Raw genomic sequence first — 14337 nt, forward strand, 5'->3', positions numbered from 1 at the left:
TGAGGCGAGGGACGAACCCACAGTCTGGGCATCCTCACCGTTCACACGGAACGGGTGTCCGCTATACGGGCACGAGGCTCACACAAGGTGCACACCCGCCTACCGGCCGATAGAGGCCAAACTCTTACGCTCCCGCCACTGACGCCCCACCGCCACCAGCAGCACCAGCGCCGTCGCACCCGCCGACCACAGCACCTGCGGCCGTGCGTCGGCGTCGGTCAGCATCAGCAGCAGCACCCCCAGCAGCCCGGCCAGCGTCAGCCAGGTCAGATACGGGAAGCACCACATCCGCAGCGTGAGCGCCCCCGGAGCCTCCCGCTCCAACCGGGCGCGCAGCCGCAGTTGGGAGGCGGCGATCAGCGCCCAGACGAACAGGAGCACCGCGCCGACCGAGTTGAGCATGTAGAGGAACACGGTGTCCGGCCAGAGCAGGTTGAGCAGTACGGAGGCGAATCCGAAGGCCACCGAGGCCAGCACGGCCCGCCGGGGAACTCCGCCCTCCGTCCCGGGCCTGCGGGACACCTTCAGCAGCCCACGCGGCGCCTCCCCGCGCTCCGCCAGCGAGAACACCATCCGCGAGGACCCGTACAGATTGGCGTTGAGCGCCGAGAGCAGCGCCACGAAGACCACGATGTTCATGACCTGCCCGGCGGACGGCACCCCGATCGAGTCCAGCACCTTCACATACGGGCTCAGCCCGGACTGCTGGGCGGTCCACGGCAGCACGGTCACGATGACCAGCATCGAGCCGACGTAGAAGAAGAGGATGCGCACCACCGCACTGCGCACCGCGCGCCCCACCGCGCGGGCCGGGTCGTCCGTCTCGGCGGCGGCGATGGTGACGACCTCCAGGCCGCCGAAGGCGAAGACCACGGTCAGGACGCCGGAGACGACCCCGCCCCAGCCGTTCGGCAGGAAGCCCCCCTGGCCGGTCAGGTTGGTCATCCCGACCGGGTCGGTGTCGGGGAGCCACCCGAAGACCGCCAGTACCCCGAGCCCCAGGAAGACGACGATCGCGCCGACCTTCAAGGAGGCGAACCAGAACTCGAACTCGCCGAAGTTCTTCACCGCCGTCAGGTTGGCGGCGGTGAACACCACCATGAAGAGAAGCACCCACGCCCACGGTTCGACCGCCGGCACCCACCCGTGGGCGATCTGCGCGGCGGCCGTCGCCTCCACGGCGAGGACCACGACCAGCAGGAACCAGTACAGCCAGCCGACGCTGAACCCGGCCCACCGCCCGAGCGCCCGCTCCGCGTGCACGGAGAAGGAACCGGAGGCGGGCATCGCGGCGGACATCTCGCCGAGCATCCGCATGACCAGCATGGCGAGCGCCCCCGCGATCAGATACGAGACGACGATGGCGGGCCCCGCCACCGCGATCCCGGCACCCGACCCGACGAACAGCCCCGCCCCGATCACCCCGCCGAGCCCGAGCATCGTGAGGTGACGCTGTTTCAGTCCGTGGGCGAGCGGCTCGGCGGGAACCAGGGGCTCCGGCGGGACGGCGGGCGTGGTGGCGACAGCCTCGTGCATGGGGTGCGGGTCACTCTCGGATCATTTATGGGGAACCTACAGTCTGGGCCCGCAATGCCCTTCCCGGCAAAACGGGCCACCTGCCGCCTCACCTCCGTGACGAGCATCACGCCCAGAGGTGATTGCGTGGCAGCCTTTGTGTGAACCCCACCAACCCGTCATTCACCGCTTTGTGGGCGGCTGATGGTGATCGGTCGTTCACTGCTGGGCTAACGTCGGCAGCAGTCCCTCCCCACCTGCCTGGCGGAGCCGTCCAGCCTGCCTGCCCTCACTCGCGGAGTCCCGATGAGCACTGCTGCCGCCCCCGTCCGTTCCGGAGCGGTCCTCGCCGACCTGCTGCCCGCAGTCCGGCACCGCTACGCCGTCGACGCGGCCCTCGTGCTGGGCGGCGCCGCCCTCACCGGCATCGCGGCGCAGATCGCCGTCCCCGTCCCCGGCTCCCCGGTCCCCGTCACCGGCCAGACCTTCGCCGCGCTCCTCATCGGCACCGCGCTCGGCGCCCGCCGCGGCTTCCTCTCCCTCGCGGTGTACGCGCTCGTCGGCATGGCCGGGATGCCCTGGTTCGCCGAGGGCACCTCGGGCTACGCGATGCCGTCCCTCGGTTACATCCTCGGGATGCTGCTCGCCGCCACCGTCGTCGGCGCCCTCGCCCGCCGCGGCGGCGACCGCTCGGTGCTCCGTACGGCGGGCACGATGGTGATCGGCTCCGCGATCATCTACGCCGTCGGCGTGCCCTACCTGGCGCTCGCCACCGGCATGTCCCTGAGCGCCGCCGTCGCGGCCGGGCTCACCCCGTTCCTGATCGGCGACGCCCTCAAGGCGGCTCTGGCGATGGGCGCCCTGCCCGCCTCCTGGAAGCTCCTCGGCCGCCGAGGCTGAAAACCCCGTTCGTCAAGCCCCGTAAGCGCCCCCGAAGAGGCCCGCCGGATCGTACTGGGAGACCAGACCGGCGAGCCTCTTCCCCGTTTCCGCCTCATGGGATCCGACGGCGCGGTCCCCGCCGCCGAAGGAGAAGTGCAGCGACCGCCCCAGGACGGCCGGCTCCAGCACCCGCCCCACCTCCTCGTGGACTGCACGCACCGAGGCCACATCCGTACCGTCCAGCGGCGACAGCAGCCGCGGCAGGAACCGGGCATCGCGGAACGGCACGGCGTTCGCCACACCGGCCGAGCGAGCAGGCGGCCCCTGACCCGCGACGTGACAGGCCCCGACCCCGCTGACCGCTGCCCCGCGCAGTTCGTGCCACACTTCGCACCATGCGCGTGTACCTCGGATCCGACCATGCCGGTTACGAACTCAAGAACCACCTCGTCGAGTGGCTCGGTGCCCACGGGCACGAGGCCGTCGACTGCGGCCCCCACATCTACGACGCCCAGGACGACTATCCGCCGTTCTGCCTGTGTGCTGCCGAGAAGACGGCCGCGGACCCCGACAGCCTCGGCATCGTGATCGGCGGCTCCGGCAACGGCGAGCAGATCGCCGCCAACAAGGTCAAGGGCGTCCGCGCCGCACTGGCCTGGAGCGAGCAGACCGCCGCCCTCGGCCGCGAGCACAACAACGCCAACGTCGTCGCGATCGGCGGCCGGATGCACACGGTGGAGGAGTCCACGAAGTTCGTCGAGATCTTCCTCTCCACGCCGTACTCGAACGAGGAGCGCCACACGCGCCGCATCGAGATGCTCTCGGCGTACGAGACCACCGGCGAGCTCCCCCCGATCCCGGCCCACCACCCGCAGCAGGGCTGACCCTCACGCCACCTGTGCCGCCGGGCTCCGTACCCGGCGGCACGGCCATGTCACCGCCCGCCCCTCCACAGGAACCACAGGGAGCAGCCCGCCGTGCCCGAGGGACACACGATCCACCGCCTCGCCCAGGACCACGCCGAGCGGTTCGTGGGCGGGCCGGTCCGGGTGAGCAGCCCGCAGGGCAAGTTCTCCGACAGCGCGGCCCTGCTCGACGGGCACATCCTCACCACCACCGACGCCCACGGCAAGCACCTCTTCCTGGGCTTCGGCGGCACCGGCTGGGTCCATATCCACCTCGGCCTCTTCGGCAAACTCGGCTTCGGCACCGCCCCGCCCCCGCCGCCCACCGACACCGTCCGCCTCCGCCTGGTCAACGCGGCCCACCACGCCGACCTGCGCGGGCCCACCACCTGCGCCCTGATCACCGAGCCCGAGAAGCGCGCGATACACGAGCGCCTCGGCCCGGACCCGCTCCGCGGCGACGAGGACGGGGAGCGCGCCTGGCTGCGGATCTCCCGCAGCCGGACCACGGTCGCCGCCCTCCTGATGGACCAGAAGGTCATCGCGGGCGTCGGCAACGTCTACCGGGCCGAGGTCCTCTTCCGCCACGGCGTCGACCCGTACCGCGCGGGCAAGGACCTCACCCGCGCCGAGTGGGACGCGATCTGGGCGGACCTGGTGGAGCTGATGCACGAGGGCGTGCGGCACAACCGGATCGACACCGTCCGCCCGGAGCACCTCCCCGAGGCGATGGGCCGCCCGCCCCGCGTGGACGACCACGGCGGCGAGGTCTACGTCTACCGCCGGGCCAACCTGCCCTGCCACATCTGCGAGAGCGAGATCCGGACGGCGGACCTCGCCGCCCGCAACCTCTTCTGGTGCCCAAGATGCCAGGACCCGGGCGTGTCCGGAGCCTGACGCCCCAGAGGCAGAAACGCGCCTCACCGGCTCAGAACCCGTGCGGCAGCCACGGCTCCACATGCCACGAGAACGCCGTGGAGACCTCCTCCACCGCTCCCGGCCGCACCTCCCGCACCCGCCCCGCCGCCGCGAGCGAGGTGAACGAAACCCCGCCCAGATAGGCGGCGCCCAGCTCCCGCACCGGCAGCTCCAGATCCGGCGCGCGATCCGGCGCACGCCGGCACGAGGCACCGCCCTTCGCGTCCGCCACCAGGTGCCAGCGCCCCGCGTTCCACGGGCAGAAGGCGTCCTCCACCTCCAGCACCACATCCACCGGCGTCCGGTACGCCCGCGCCTCCAGGGCCGCCCCCACCTCCACCAGCCGTACGTAGAGCGAGTCCTGCACCCGCGCCTCGCACCGCCGCACGTCCGAGACCAGATGCATCAACGGCTCGTCCACCGGCCGGCCGGCCGCCTCCACGGACGACGTCAGGTCGATGCCGAAAAGGAACCGCCACAGCGCCGCGTACGACGCCGCATCCAGCGCCGCCAGGTCCCGCAGCGCCACCGTTCCCCTCGGCCCCGCCCGGTCCCAGTCGGGCCGCACCCGGAACGTGGCGTACCCCAGCACCTCCCCGTCCCGCTCGGAGAGCACACACTGCAACGGCGAGGCTCCCGCCCGGTCCTTCTCCGTGTCGATCACCGCGGCCAGCTCCCACTTCGGCTGCCGCACCGGCGTGCCCGGACGCTCCGCGGCGAGCCGCCCGTACACCTCCTCGCAGGCGGGCAGGGCCGCCACCGGATCCGTGTACCGCACCCGCACCTCGTCGGTGCCCGGCGGCAGATCGAGCCGCACGCGGGAAGTGTCGATGTCCAGGCTCATGGCCCGGGTCGCGGCCCCGTACCCGAAGCGCCCGTAGATGGCCGGTTCGGACGCCGTCAGCACGGCGAGCGGCTCGCCCCAGGAACGTACGTCGTCCAACTGGCGCCGCATCATGGTCCGCAGCAGCCCGCGCCGCCGGTGCGTACCGGCGACGCTCACCGCCGTCACCCCCGCCGCGCCCACCGCCGCACCGCCGGGGACGGTCAGCCGGAAGCTGTAGGCCCCCGCCGTACCGACGCACACCTCCCCGTCCCACAGTCCGATGGACCGGTCGTGCTCGGTCAGCTCCTTCCAGAGCGCACGCGACTCCGGGGCGCTCAGCACGCCCCCGAACGCACGCTCCAGACAGGCGAACCAGGAGTCCCACTCAGCAGGTCGCAGCACACGGAGTTCTGAAGTCATATGCCATCCCTACCAGGGCGCGCGGAAGCGGACGACCCGATTTCGCGCGCATTGTCACCGGGGTCCCCCTGCACCGGAGGCGTCCGGGTGGATAGGGTCCCGGCAATGGCCCGTAGTGGAGGAGTGGACGACTTCTGGGCCCGGTGGCGCAGATCGATGCACCGGGCCCGCATCGGGCTGCGCAAATCCGGGGTGGACTACTTCCGGGGCGACGGCTCCGACTGGATCGCCCTGGCCGGTCTCCTGCTGACGATTCCGGCCATCACCTTCGCCACCATCACCAGCCCGGTCTGGATCGACCCGGCCGCCCTCGCCCTGCCCATCGTCGCGGGCGGCCTCCTGCTGCGCCCCGCCAGCCTGCTCGGTCTGTACGCCATGTCCGCCGCCGCCCTGATCGTGGAGGCGCTCACGCTCGGCCCGTACGCGGACGGCCCGGCCAGGGTCACCCCGGGCACCGTGCTCGTGGTCGCCGCCTGCGGGTTCTTCGGGCTGATCCTCGCCCAGTTCCGGGCCCGGGTCGGCGTGCCCTGGCGGCGCGGCGGCACCATGCTCTTCGACCTGCGCGAACGCATCCGGGTCCAGAGCGCCCTGCCCCGGCTGCCCCAGGGCTGGCACCGTGAGATGGCCCTGCGCCCGGCCGGCGGCCAGTCCTTCTCCGGGGACTTCGTCGTCGCGGCCCGCACCCACGGCGGCCGGACCCTGGAGGTCGTCCTCACCGACGTCTCCGGCAAGGGCATGGACGCGGGCTCCCGGGCCCTGCTGCTCTCCGGCGCCTTCGGCGGGCTGCTCGGTTCGCTGCCGCCGCACGGCTTCCTCACCGCCGCCAACGGCTATCTGCTGCGGCAGGACTGGGACGAGGGGTTCGCGACCTCGATCCACCTGGTGCTGGACCTGGACTCCGGCGACTACGAGATCTTCTCGGCCGGTCATCCGCCGGCGCTCCAGCTGCACTCGGGCAGTGGGCAGTGGGAGGAGAAGTCGGGGGAGGGCCCGCTGCTCGGCGTCTACGACGGGGCCGAGTTCGACGCGGTCAAGGGCTCGCTCGCGCCGGGCGACGTGCTGATGCTCTTCACGGACGGGCTGGTGGAGGCGTCCGACCGGGACATCGCCGAGGGGATCGACCGGCTGACCGGCGAGGCCGACCGCTATGTCTCCACCGGCTTCGAGGGCGCGGCCTGGCATCTGATCGAGGCCTGCGCCAAGGACGTCAACGACGACCGGGCGCTCCTGCTGCTCTCGCGCAGGCACTGAGAGAGCCTCGTCAACGGAGAGGTGCCCGTCATCCGCGCGTGCTCATGTGGTGATCGTCACTTACGGACGCCGTACGAGGACACCTCCCCGATAGTCGGGTCATGTGCAGCAAACATCTGAGCCTGGCCCAGGTCGAGGCTCTGGCCCGCGAGGCCCATGCGACCCAGACCGACAAGGCGGGCCGCCCGTACACGGAACACCTGGCAGCGGTGGCCGAGGGTGTGCGGCTGCGCGGCGGCAGTGACCGGCAGATCGCCGCGGCCTGGCTGCACGACGCGATCGAGGACGACGCGCTCTCCGCGCGGTGGTTGGCGCAGGCCGCACTGCCGCAGGAGGTCAAGGACATGGTCCTGGCCGTCACCAAACGGCCGGGCGAGGAGCTGTCCGCTTACACCCGCCGGATCCTCGCCACGCCGGGCGCGCTGCTCGTCAAGGAGGCGGATCTGGCCCACAACGCGGATCCGGCCCGCCTCGCGGTCCTGGAGGAGTCGACGCGTACCCGGTTGGCGGCGAAATATGCGCAGGTGCGGGGGCTGTTGGGGCTGACCGTGGGAGAAGCACCGCCGGACCGAAAGGATTCGGCCAACCCGGAAACGCACTGATCCACCCGCGGCCGCCGCCGCGGGTGGATCAGGTGAGGGGGAAGGGACGGGTTCAGCGCTTCGCGGGATCCGTCCGGAACGCCCACTTCATGTCCGGTTCGGTGGCGAACTTCAGGGCCCGGGCCACCGGCGGCGAGCACATGAGCGTCACCGCGCCCGCGGCCGCGACCGAGACGATCACCAGGCCGACGGGGCCGGAGAGCCAGGTGTGCCGGTCGAACAGACCCGTGTACACAGCGCCCTTGATCAGGAAGCCGTGGAGCAGATAGCCGCAGATCGTCCCGGCGCCCAGCACCGTGAACCACATGCTCCGGCGCGGTACCCATGCCAGGAAGCCGATGGTAAGCGCCAGGGCGCAGCCGAACAGGGCCAGGGACATCACCGCGCCCGACCACCACGGAGCGTCCATCTCCTGGGCGCTGTTGGCGCGGTAGAGCCAGCCGAGCCGCATGCGCGGGGCGATCCAGTACGCGAAGAGCAGGGCGCCCGCGAACAGCGGCAGGGCGAGCAGCCGGACCTCGCGGCGTCGGACCAGCTGGAAGTGCTCGGGCTTCACCAGCAGGCCGAGGACGAAGAACGGCAGGAACTGGAAGACCCGCTGGAGATCCAGGTCGTCGCCGATGTCGGGGGAGATCGAGGCCAGCACCGCGATGGCGAGCGCCACCGGCAGCGGATGGCTCAGCGTGAGCCAGATCGGCGTGGTGACCCGCCAGATGAACAGGGCGATCAGGAACCACGTCAGGAACAGCGGGTCGACCAGGCTGATCGAGGTGTCGGGCGCGTCGTCCACGTACCGCTTGAAGAGCGAATAGGCCGTCTCGAACAGCACGTACGGTACGGCGACCCCGGTGATCAGGCGCTTCACCTTGGGGGCGGACATGTCGAACGTACGGGAGAAGTAGCCGGAGATGAGGATGAAGGCCGGCATGTGGAACGTGTACACGATCATGTAGAGCGCCCGGGTGGCCCGGCTGCCGTCCATCACCGGTTCCCATGCGTGCGCCACCGCGACCAGGACGATCGCCAGATACTTCACGTTGTCGAAGTAGGGATCGCGCCGCTTGGCCGCCGTCGGCGGGGCTTGGGCGGGGGCCGGGGCGGCGGCCGTGGGGGTGAGCGCCTGCTCGCGTCTGGGCTCCGACTCCCGGGTGGCCGGGGGGAGCGGGGCCCTGGTGAATACGCTCGGAGCTTGGAACATCTCAGGCACCTTAGACCCGTCGATTGCCTCGCGTAAAACCGCGATCAGATATCGCGTGTTCCCCTCAATTCGAATGTGAAACCGTCGAACGCTGCCCGCTATGACACGCTTGATCCCCCTTAAACAGGGCATATCGGCAGAGTCTTGACCGAGTGTATTACGTCGCACCGGGCGCCTCGAATTACCTGTGAACGACCTGTGGTGATATGGAAACGGCCGCCTCTGCCGAGCCGGCGAATATGCGGCCGCGCGGATTTCGCGGCGGAAGCGCGGGGTGTGCGGCGTGGAGCCCCGGTGAGCTGGGCAGGATGGCGGGATCCGGTCAGTGCGATCCGTCACCTGGCAGCAGACACCGGGGAGTTGGTGGCACGATGGGCGCGACGGGGCGCGCAGTGTTGCACGTTTCCGGGCCGGCAAGGCGGACCGACCGAGGGTGTGATCAGACGTGGCTATTTCACTGTCTATGGTGCTGCTGTTCGCGGTCATCCTGGTGGTGCTGATCCGTGGTGGCTCCATCAAGCCCGGGCCGGCGCTCGTCGCCGTGCTCTTCGGCTTCTTCCTGGCGTCGACCGGCATGGCCCCGTCGATCAACAGGTTCATGAACTCGATAGCGGACACGATCAACCAGATCAGCTTCTGAGGCGGTTCGGCCCCGGAAGGGGCGGCCGCGTCCGCCGCGCGGCCCGCACGCATGCACAGACGCATACACGCGAGAGGCCCGGTCCGACGAGATGTCGGACCGGGCCCAGGCATGGAGCGGGCGACGGGAATCGAACCCGCGTAGCTAGTTTGGAAGACTAGGGCTCTACCATTGAGCTACGCCCGCGAGCGCCGCACCGCAGGTCCGGGGACCGCGGCACGAAGAGCATCGTAGCGGGTCGGCGGCGGTGTCCGCACACCCGTTGACCCGGCCCCCGGCCACTGATCCCCGGCCGCCCCGCAAAGCGGCCGACGCACGGCTCCGGTGCATGTACCCTACGTGTCGCACCGACGGGGTGTGGCGCAGCTTGGTAGCGCGTCCGCTTTGGGAGCGGAAGGTCGTCGGTTCGAATCCGGCCACCCCGACCACCGGCAAGATCGCATTGGGGGAGTGCTCCTCCTTGCCGTTACTATGCAAATTGCGTGCCCGTGTGTCTGATGTACCGGGCTCGGTCCGCGAAGCCGCCGATCGGCGGTCCAGCAGAACCCCAAGAAGTCAGCCACCAAGGAGACCGAAACCGTGAAGAGCGCCGTGGAGACCCTGAACCCGACTCGGGTTCGGCTCAGCATCGAGGTGCCCTTCGAGGAGCTCAAGGACAGCCTCGACGCGGCGTACAAGAAGATCAACCAGCAGGTCACGGTGAAGGGCTTCCGCAAGGGCAAGATCCCCGCCCGGGTCATCGACCAGCGGTTCGGCCGCGGTGCTGTGCTGGAGGAGGCCGTCAACGACGCCCTCCCGAAGTTCTACACCGAGGCGGTCAACGAGGGTGAGCTGAACGTCCTCGGCCAGCCCGAGGTCGACATCACCGAGCTGAAGGACGGCGAGCTGCTGGCCTTCACCGCCGAGGTTGACGTACGCCCCGAGATCGAGATTCCGGACTACTCCGGCATCGAGGTCACCGTCGACGCCCTCGAGGTCACCGACGAAGAGGTCGAGAAGGCCGTGGAGCAGCTGCGCGAGCGCTTCGCCTCCACCAACCCGGTCGAGCGCGCCGCCGCCGACGGCGACGTCGTCACGATCGACCTGGAGGCCAAGGTCGACGGCGAGATCCTGGAGGACGGCGTGGCCGCGGGTGTCTCGTACACCATCGGTTCCGGCGAGCTCCTCGAAGGCATCGACGAGGCCGTGACCGGCCTGGAGGCCGGTGGCGAGGCCACCTTCACCTCCGAGCTGAAGGGCGGCTCCGCCGAGGGCAAGGCCGCGGAGGTCACCGTCAAGGTCACCGCCGTCGCCGCCCGTGAGCTCCCCGAGCTGGACGACGACTTCGCCCAGATGGCCAGCGAGTTCGACACGCTGGAGGAGCTGAAGGCCGACAGCCGCAAGCGCCTGGAGACCACCAAGCAGTACGACCAGGCCACCCAGGCCCAGGAGCGCGTCCTGGAGGAGCTGCTGAAGCTCGCCGAGGTCCCGATCCCGGAGAAGCTGCTCGCGGACGAGGTCCAGACCCGCAAGCACAACCTGGAGCACCACCAGCTCGGCCAGATGGGTCTCGACCTCGAGAAGTACCTCGAGATCCAGGGCAAGACCCTGGAGGAGTTCGAGAACGAGACCTCCGAGCAGGCCGTCAAGGGCATCAAGACCCAGTTCATCCTTGACGAGCTCGTCAACAAGGAGAAGCTGAACGTCAACCAGGAGGAGCTCACCGAGCACCTCATGCGGCGTGCTGCCTCCTCCGGCATGAGCCCCGACCAGTTCGCCCAGGCCGTCGTCGAGGGTGGCCAGGTGCCGATGCTCGTCGGCGAGGTCGCCCGCGGCAAGGCGCTCGCCGTCGTCGTCGAGGCCGCCAAGGTCGTCGACACCAACGGTGAGGTCGTCGACCTCGAGGACGACGAGGAAGAGACCACGGAGGCGGCCGAGGCCGCCACCGAGGACAAGGCCGAGGACAAGGCCGAGGACAAGGCCGAGGAGAAGAACGAGGCCTGAGCCTCGCGCTGATCCGTACGACAGCCACGCGCTGATCGGCACGACGGGCCCCGGACGCACCACACGCGTCCGGGGCCCGTCGCCGTATCCCGTCCGTACCGCCGTGCGGGCCCGGAACCCCTGTGCCCCCTGCGGAGCTTGCGCTCCCAGCGAACAGTTGCGGAACCGGGATGGCGTTGTCCCACCTGCGCGTTAGGGTCCATGAAGAGGAAGGGTGGGGGAGTCCCTCACCCGCCCGGTACGAAGACGCTGAGACGGCCGGAGCCGTCAGAGACGAGCAGGTGGATACGTGACGAATCTGATGCCCTACGCCGCCGGAGAGCCGTCCCTCGGTGGAGGCCTCGGTGACCAGGTCTACAGCCGACTGCTCGGCGAGCGCATCATCTTCCTCGGTCAGCAGGTCGACGATGACATCGCCAACAAGATCACCGCACAGCTCCTGCTCCTTGCCGCCGACCCGGACAAGGACATCTACCTCTACATCAACAGCCCCGGTGGTTCGGTGACGGCAGGCATGGCGGTCTACGACACCATGCAGTACATCCCGAACGACGTGGTCACCATCGGGATGGGCATGGCGGCCTCGATGGGCCAGTTCCTGCTCACCGGCGGTGCGGCGGGCAAGCGCTTCGCGCTCCCGAACACCGACATCCTCATGCACCAGGGTTCGGCCGGTATCGGCGGAACGGCCTCGGACATCAAGATCCAGGCCCAGTACCTGCTCCGCACCAAGACGCGCATGGCCGAGATCACTGCCCGCCACTCCGGCCAGACCGTCGAGACGATCATCCGCGACGGCGACCGCGACCGCTGGTACACGGCGGAGGAGGCCAAGGACTACGGCCTCATCGACGAGATCATCACGGTCGCGTCGGGCATCCCGGGCGGCGGCGGCACGGGTGCCTGATCCGGTTCCCACCGGACCGGCAGCACCGCCCGCACACCTCTCGTACGCCGAGACCCCCAGCCCACAGAACGCCACCAGGATGGTGAACACCCACATGAACAACTTCCCCGGCGCCTCCGCGAGCGGCCTCTACACCGGCCCGCAGGTGGACAACCGCTACGTCGTCCCGCGCTTCGTGGAGCGCACCTCGCAGGGTGTGCGTGAGTACGACCCGTACGCGAAGCTCTTCGAGGAGCGCGTGATCTTCCTCGGCGTCCAGATCGACGACGCCTCGGCCAACGACGTCATGGCGCAGCTGCTCTGCCTGGAGTCGATGGACCCGGACCGCGACATCTCGATCTACATCAACAGCCCCGGCGGCTCGTTCACCGCGCTCACCGCGATCTACGACACGATGCAGTTCGTGAAGCCGGACATCCAGACGGTCTGCATGGGCCAGGCCGCCTCCGCCGCCGCCGTCCTGCTCGCCGCCGGCACCCCGGGCAAGCGCATGGCGCTCCCGCACGCCCGCGTCCTCATCCACCAGCCGTCCTCGCAGACGGGCCGCGAGCAGCTCTCCGACCTGGAGATCGCGGCCAACGAGATCCTCCGGATGCGTACGCAGCTGGAGCAGATGCTGGCCCGCCACTCGACGACCCCGCTGGAGAAGATCAGCGAGGACATCGAGCGTGACAAGATCCTCACGGCCGAGGACGCCCTGGCGTACGGGCTCGTCGACCAGATCGTGTCCACCCGTAAGACGACCGCGGGCGCATCGGTCTGACGTCGGTCTTTCCCCTTGGCACATTCCGTTTGCACGGTCTCGGCCGTGTGAACCGTGCCAAGGGGGGCCCGAACGGGGGCCCAGGCAAGGTACCGTCGGATAGAGGCACCAGGAGCCGCTGAACCAGGCGGCCTCCCAGGCGAAGGGGAATCAACCTCGTGGCACGCATCGGTGATGGCGGCGACCTGCTCAAGTGCTCGTTCTGCGGCAAGAGCCAGAAGCAGGTGAAGAAGCTCATCGCGGGACCCGGTGTGTACATCTGCGACGAGTGCATCGATCTCTGCAACGAGATCATCGAGGAGGAGCTCGCGGAGACGAGCGAGGTCCGCTGGGAGGAGCTTCCCAAGCCTCGTGAGATCTACGAGTTCCTCGAGGGGTACGTCGTCGGGCAGGAGCCCGCGAAGAAGGCCCTCTCGGTCGCGGTGTACAACCACTACAAGCGGGTCCAGGCCGGGGAGAACGGCGGCGGAGCGAACCGCGAGGACGCGATCGAGCTCGCCAAGTCGAACATCCTGCTGCTGGGCCCCACGGGCTCCGGCAAGACGCTCCTTGCGCAGACGCTGGCCCGGATGCTCAACGTCCCGTTCGCCATCGCGGACGCCACCGCGCTGACGGAGGCCGGCTATGTCGGCGAGGACGTCGAGAACATCCTCCTGAAGCTGATCCAGGCGGCCGACTACGACGTCAAGAAGGCCGAGACCGGGATCATCTACATCGACGAGATCGACAAGGTCGCCCGCAAGAGCGAGAACCCGTCGATCACCCGCGATGTCTCCGGCGAGGGCGTCCAGCAGGCCCTGCTGAAGATCCTGGAGGGCACCACAGCCTCCGTCCCGCCGCAGGGCGGACGCAAGCACCCGCACCAGGAGTTCATCCAGATCGACACGACGAACGTGCTGTTCATCGTGGGTGGCGCCTTCTCCGGACTGGAGAAGATCATCGAGTCCCGGGCCGGCGCCAAGGGCATCGGGTTCGGCGCCACGATCCGCTCCAAGCTGGAGATCCAGGCGAGCGACCAGTTCCAGGAGGTCATGCCGGAGGACCTGGTGAAGTTCGGGATGATCCCCGAGTTCATCGGCCGTCTCCCCGTGCTGACCTCGGTCCACAACCTGGACCGCGAGGCGCTGCTCCAGATCCTCATCGAGCCGCGCAACGCCCTGGTCAAGCAGTACCAGCGCCTCTTCGAACTCGACGGCGTGGAGCTGGAGTTCGAGCGCGAGGCGCTGGAGGCCATCGCCGACCAGGCGATCCTGCGCCAGACCGGAGCGCGCGGCCTGCGCGCCATCATGGAGGAAGTCCTCCAGTCCGTGATGTACGAGGTCCCGTCCCGCAAGGATGTCGCCCGCGTCGTCATCACGCCGGACGTCGTCCGCAACCACGTCAACCCGACGCTGGTCCCGCGCGAGCCGCGCACGATCGGCAAGAACGACGGCGGCCGCCACGAGAAGTCCGCGTAGCGGCAGCGCGGTCACCTGCGCCGAAGGGGCGCCCGTCCGGTCAACCGGTGGGCGCCCCTTCGGGGTTGAG

At 69.6% G+C, this 14337-nt stretch carries 13 protein-coding genes, 2 tRNA genes and 1 pseudogene; 11 read left to right on the forward strand and 5 right to left on the reverse strand.

Annotated features, from left to right (window positions below; all coding sequences use genetic code 11):
* Positions 1-99 precede the first annotated feature (99 nt).
* Positions 100-1536: an amino acid permease gene (locus tag ABZ154_RS14290; RefSeq protein ID WP_356832338.1), complete on the reverse strand. Its 1437-nt coding sequence runs from the start codon at positions 1534-1536 to the stop codon at positions 100-102.
* Positions 1537-1821: 285 nt separating this feature from the next.
* Here ABZ154_RS14290 and ABZ154_RS14295 point away from each other — a divergent pair, with 285 nt between their 5' ends.
* Positions 1822-2415: a biotin transporter BioY gene (locus ABZ154_RS14295; RefSeq protein WP_356832340.1), complete on the forward strand. Its 594-nt coding sequence runs from the start codon at positions 1822-1824 to the stop codon at positions 2413-2415.
* A gap of 12 nt (positions 2416-2427) precedes the next feature.
* Here the strand turns inward: ABZ154_RS14295 and ABZ154_RS14300 are convergent.
* Positions 2428-2694 (reverse strand): annotated as a pseudogene (locus ABZ154_RS14300) (FAD-binding protein); the annotation flags it as partial.
* A gap of 98 nt (positions 2695-2792) precedes the next feature.
* Here ABZ154_RS14300 and ABZ154_RS14305 point away from each other — a divergent pair.
* Together ABZ154_RS14305 and ABZ154_RS14310 are read left to right on the forward strand one after the other, a co-directional pair.
* Complete coding sequence (locus ABZ154_RS14305; protein ID WP_356832342.1) at positions 2793-3281, forward strand: ribose-5-phosphate isomerase; 489 nt, start codon at positions 2793-2795, stop codon at positions 3279-3281.
* 93 nt (positions 3282-3374) lie between these two features.
* Positions 3375-4199 carry a DNA-formamidopyrimidine glycosylase family protein gene (locus ABZ154_RS14310; RefSeq protein WP_356832344.1) on the forward strand — a complete coding sequence of 275 codons (825 nt, stop codon included), beginning with the start codon at positions 3375-3377 and terminating at the stop codon, positions 4197-4199.
* Positions 4200-4230: 31 nt separating this feature from the next.
* Here ABZ154_RS14310 and ABZ154_RS14315 read toward each other — a convergent pair whose 3' ends face one another.
* Entirely contained in the window at positions 4231-5466 is a 1236-nt protein-coding gene (locus ABZ154_RS14315; RefSeq protein ID WP_356832346.1) for a GNAT family N-acetyltransferase, read from the reverse strand.
* Positions 5467-5571: 105 nt separating this feature from the next.
* Here ABZ154_RS14315 and ABZ154_RS14320 point away from each other — a divergent pair, with 105 nt between their 5' ends.
* Positions 5572-6717 carry a PP2C family protein-serine/threonine phosphatase gene (locus ABZ154_RS14320; RefSeq protein ID WP_356832348.1) on the forward strand — a complete coding sequence of 382 codons (1146 nt, stop codon included), beginning with the start codon at positions 5572-5574 and terminating at the stop codon, positions 6715-6717.
* A 101-nt stretch (positions 6718-6818) separates the two neighbouring features.
* Positions 6819-7319 (forward strand): HD domain-containing protein, encoded by a 501-nt coding sequence (locus ABZ154_RS14325; RefSeq protein WP_356832350.1) that lies wholly within the window; start codon positions 6819-6821, stop codon positions 7317-7319.
* 52 nt (positions 7320-7371) lie between these two features.
* On the opposite strand, the gene ABZ154_RS14330 is transcribed toward ABZ154_RS14325, so the two are convergent.
* Positions 7372-8517: an acyltransferase family protein gene (locus ABZ154_RS14330; RefSeq protein WP_356832352.1), complete on the reverse strand. Its 1146-nt coding sequence runs from the start codon at positions 8515-8517 to the stop codon at positions 7372-7374.
* 445 nt (positions 8518-8962) lie between these two features.
* On the opposite strand from ABZ154_RS14330, the gene ABZ154_RS14335 reads away from it, so the two are divergent.
* Entirely contained in the window at positions 8963-9157 is a 195-nt protein-coding gene (locus tag ABZ154_RS14335) for a hypothetical protein (RefSeq protein WP_026241379.1), read from the forward strand.
* 112 nt (positions 9158-9269) lie between these two features.
* Here ABZ154_RS14335 and ABZ154_RS14340 read toward each other — a convergent pair.
* Positions 9270-9343 (reverse strand) — tRNA-Gly (locus tag ABZ154_RS14340).
* Positions 9344-9508: 165 nt separating this feature from the next.
* Here ABZ154_RS14340 and ABZ154_RS14345 point away from each other — a divergent pair.
* The 5 genes from ABZ154_RS14345 (at position 9509) to clpX (ending at position 14267) form a co-directional block, all read left to right on the forward strand.
* A tRNA-Pro gene (locus ABZ154_RS14345) sits at positions 9509-9585 on the forward strand.
* 151 nt (positions 9586-9736) lie between these two features.
* Positions 9737-11140: a trigger factor gene (gene tig / locus ABZ154_RS14350; RefSeq protein WP_356832354.1), complete on the forward strand. Its 1404-nt coding sequence runs from the start codon at positions 9737-9739 to the stop codon at positions 11138-11140.
* 301 nt (positions 11141-11441) lie between these two features.
* Positions 11442-12047, forward strand: a complete 606-nt coding sequence (locus ABZ154_RS14355; RefSeq protein WP_030563671.1) for an ATP-dependent Clp protease proteolytic subunit — start codon at positions 11442-11444, stop codon at positions 12045-12047.
* 79 nt (positions 12048-12126) lie between these two features.
* The gene (locus ABZ154_RS14360) at positions 12127-12810 is read left to right on the forward strand and encodes an ATP-dependent Clp protease proteolytic subunit (RefSeq protein WP_030563669.1); all 684 of its coding nucleotides are present in this window, start codon (positions 12127-12129) and stop codon (positions 12808-12810) included.
* A 158-nt stretch (positions 12811-12968) separates the two neighbouring features.
* A complete protein-coding gene (clpX, locus tag ABZ154_RS14365; protein ID WP_030563667.1) occupies positions 12969-14267 on the forward strand; it encodes an ATP-dependent Clp protease ATP-binding subunit ClpX in 1299 nt (432 codons plus the stop codon).
* Positions 14268-14337: the final 70 nt, after the last annotated feature.

The organism is Streptomyces sp. NPDC006261 (genome assembly GCF_040613515.1).
In the GTDB taxonomy this organism is placed as follows: Bacteria; Actinomycetota; Actinomycetes; order Streptomycetales; family Streptomycetaceae; genus Streptomyces.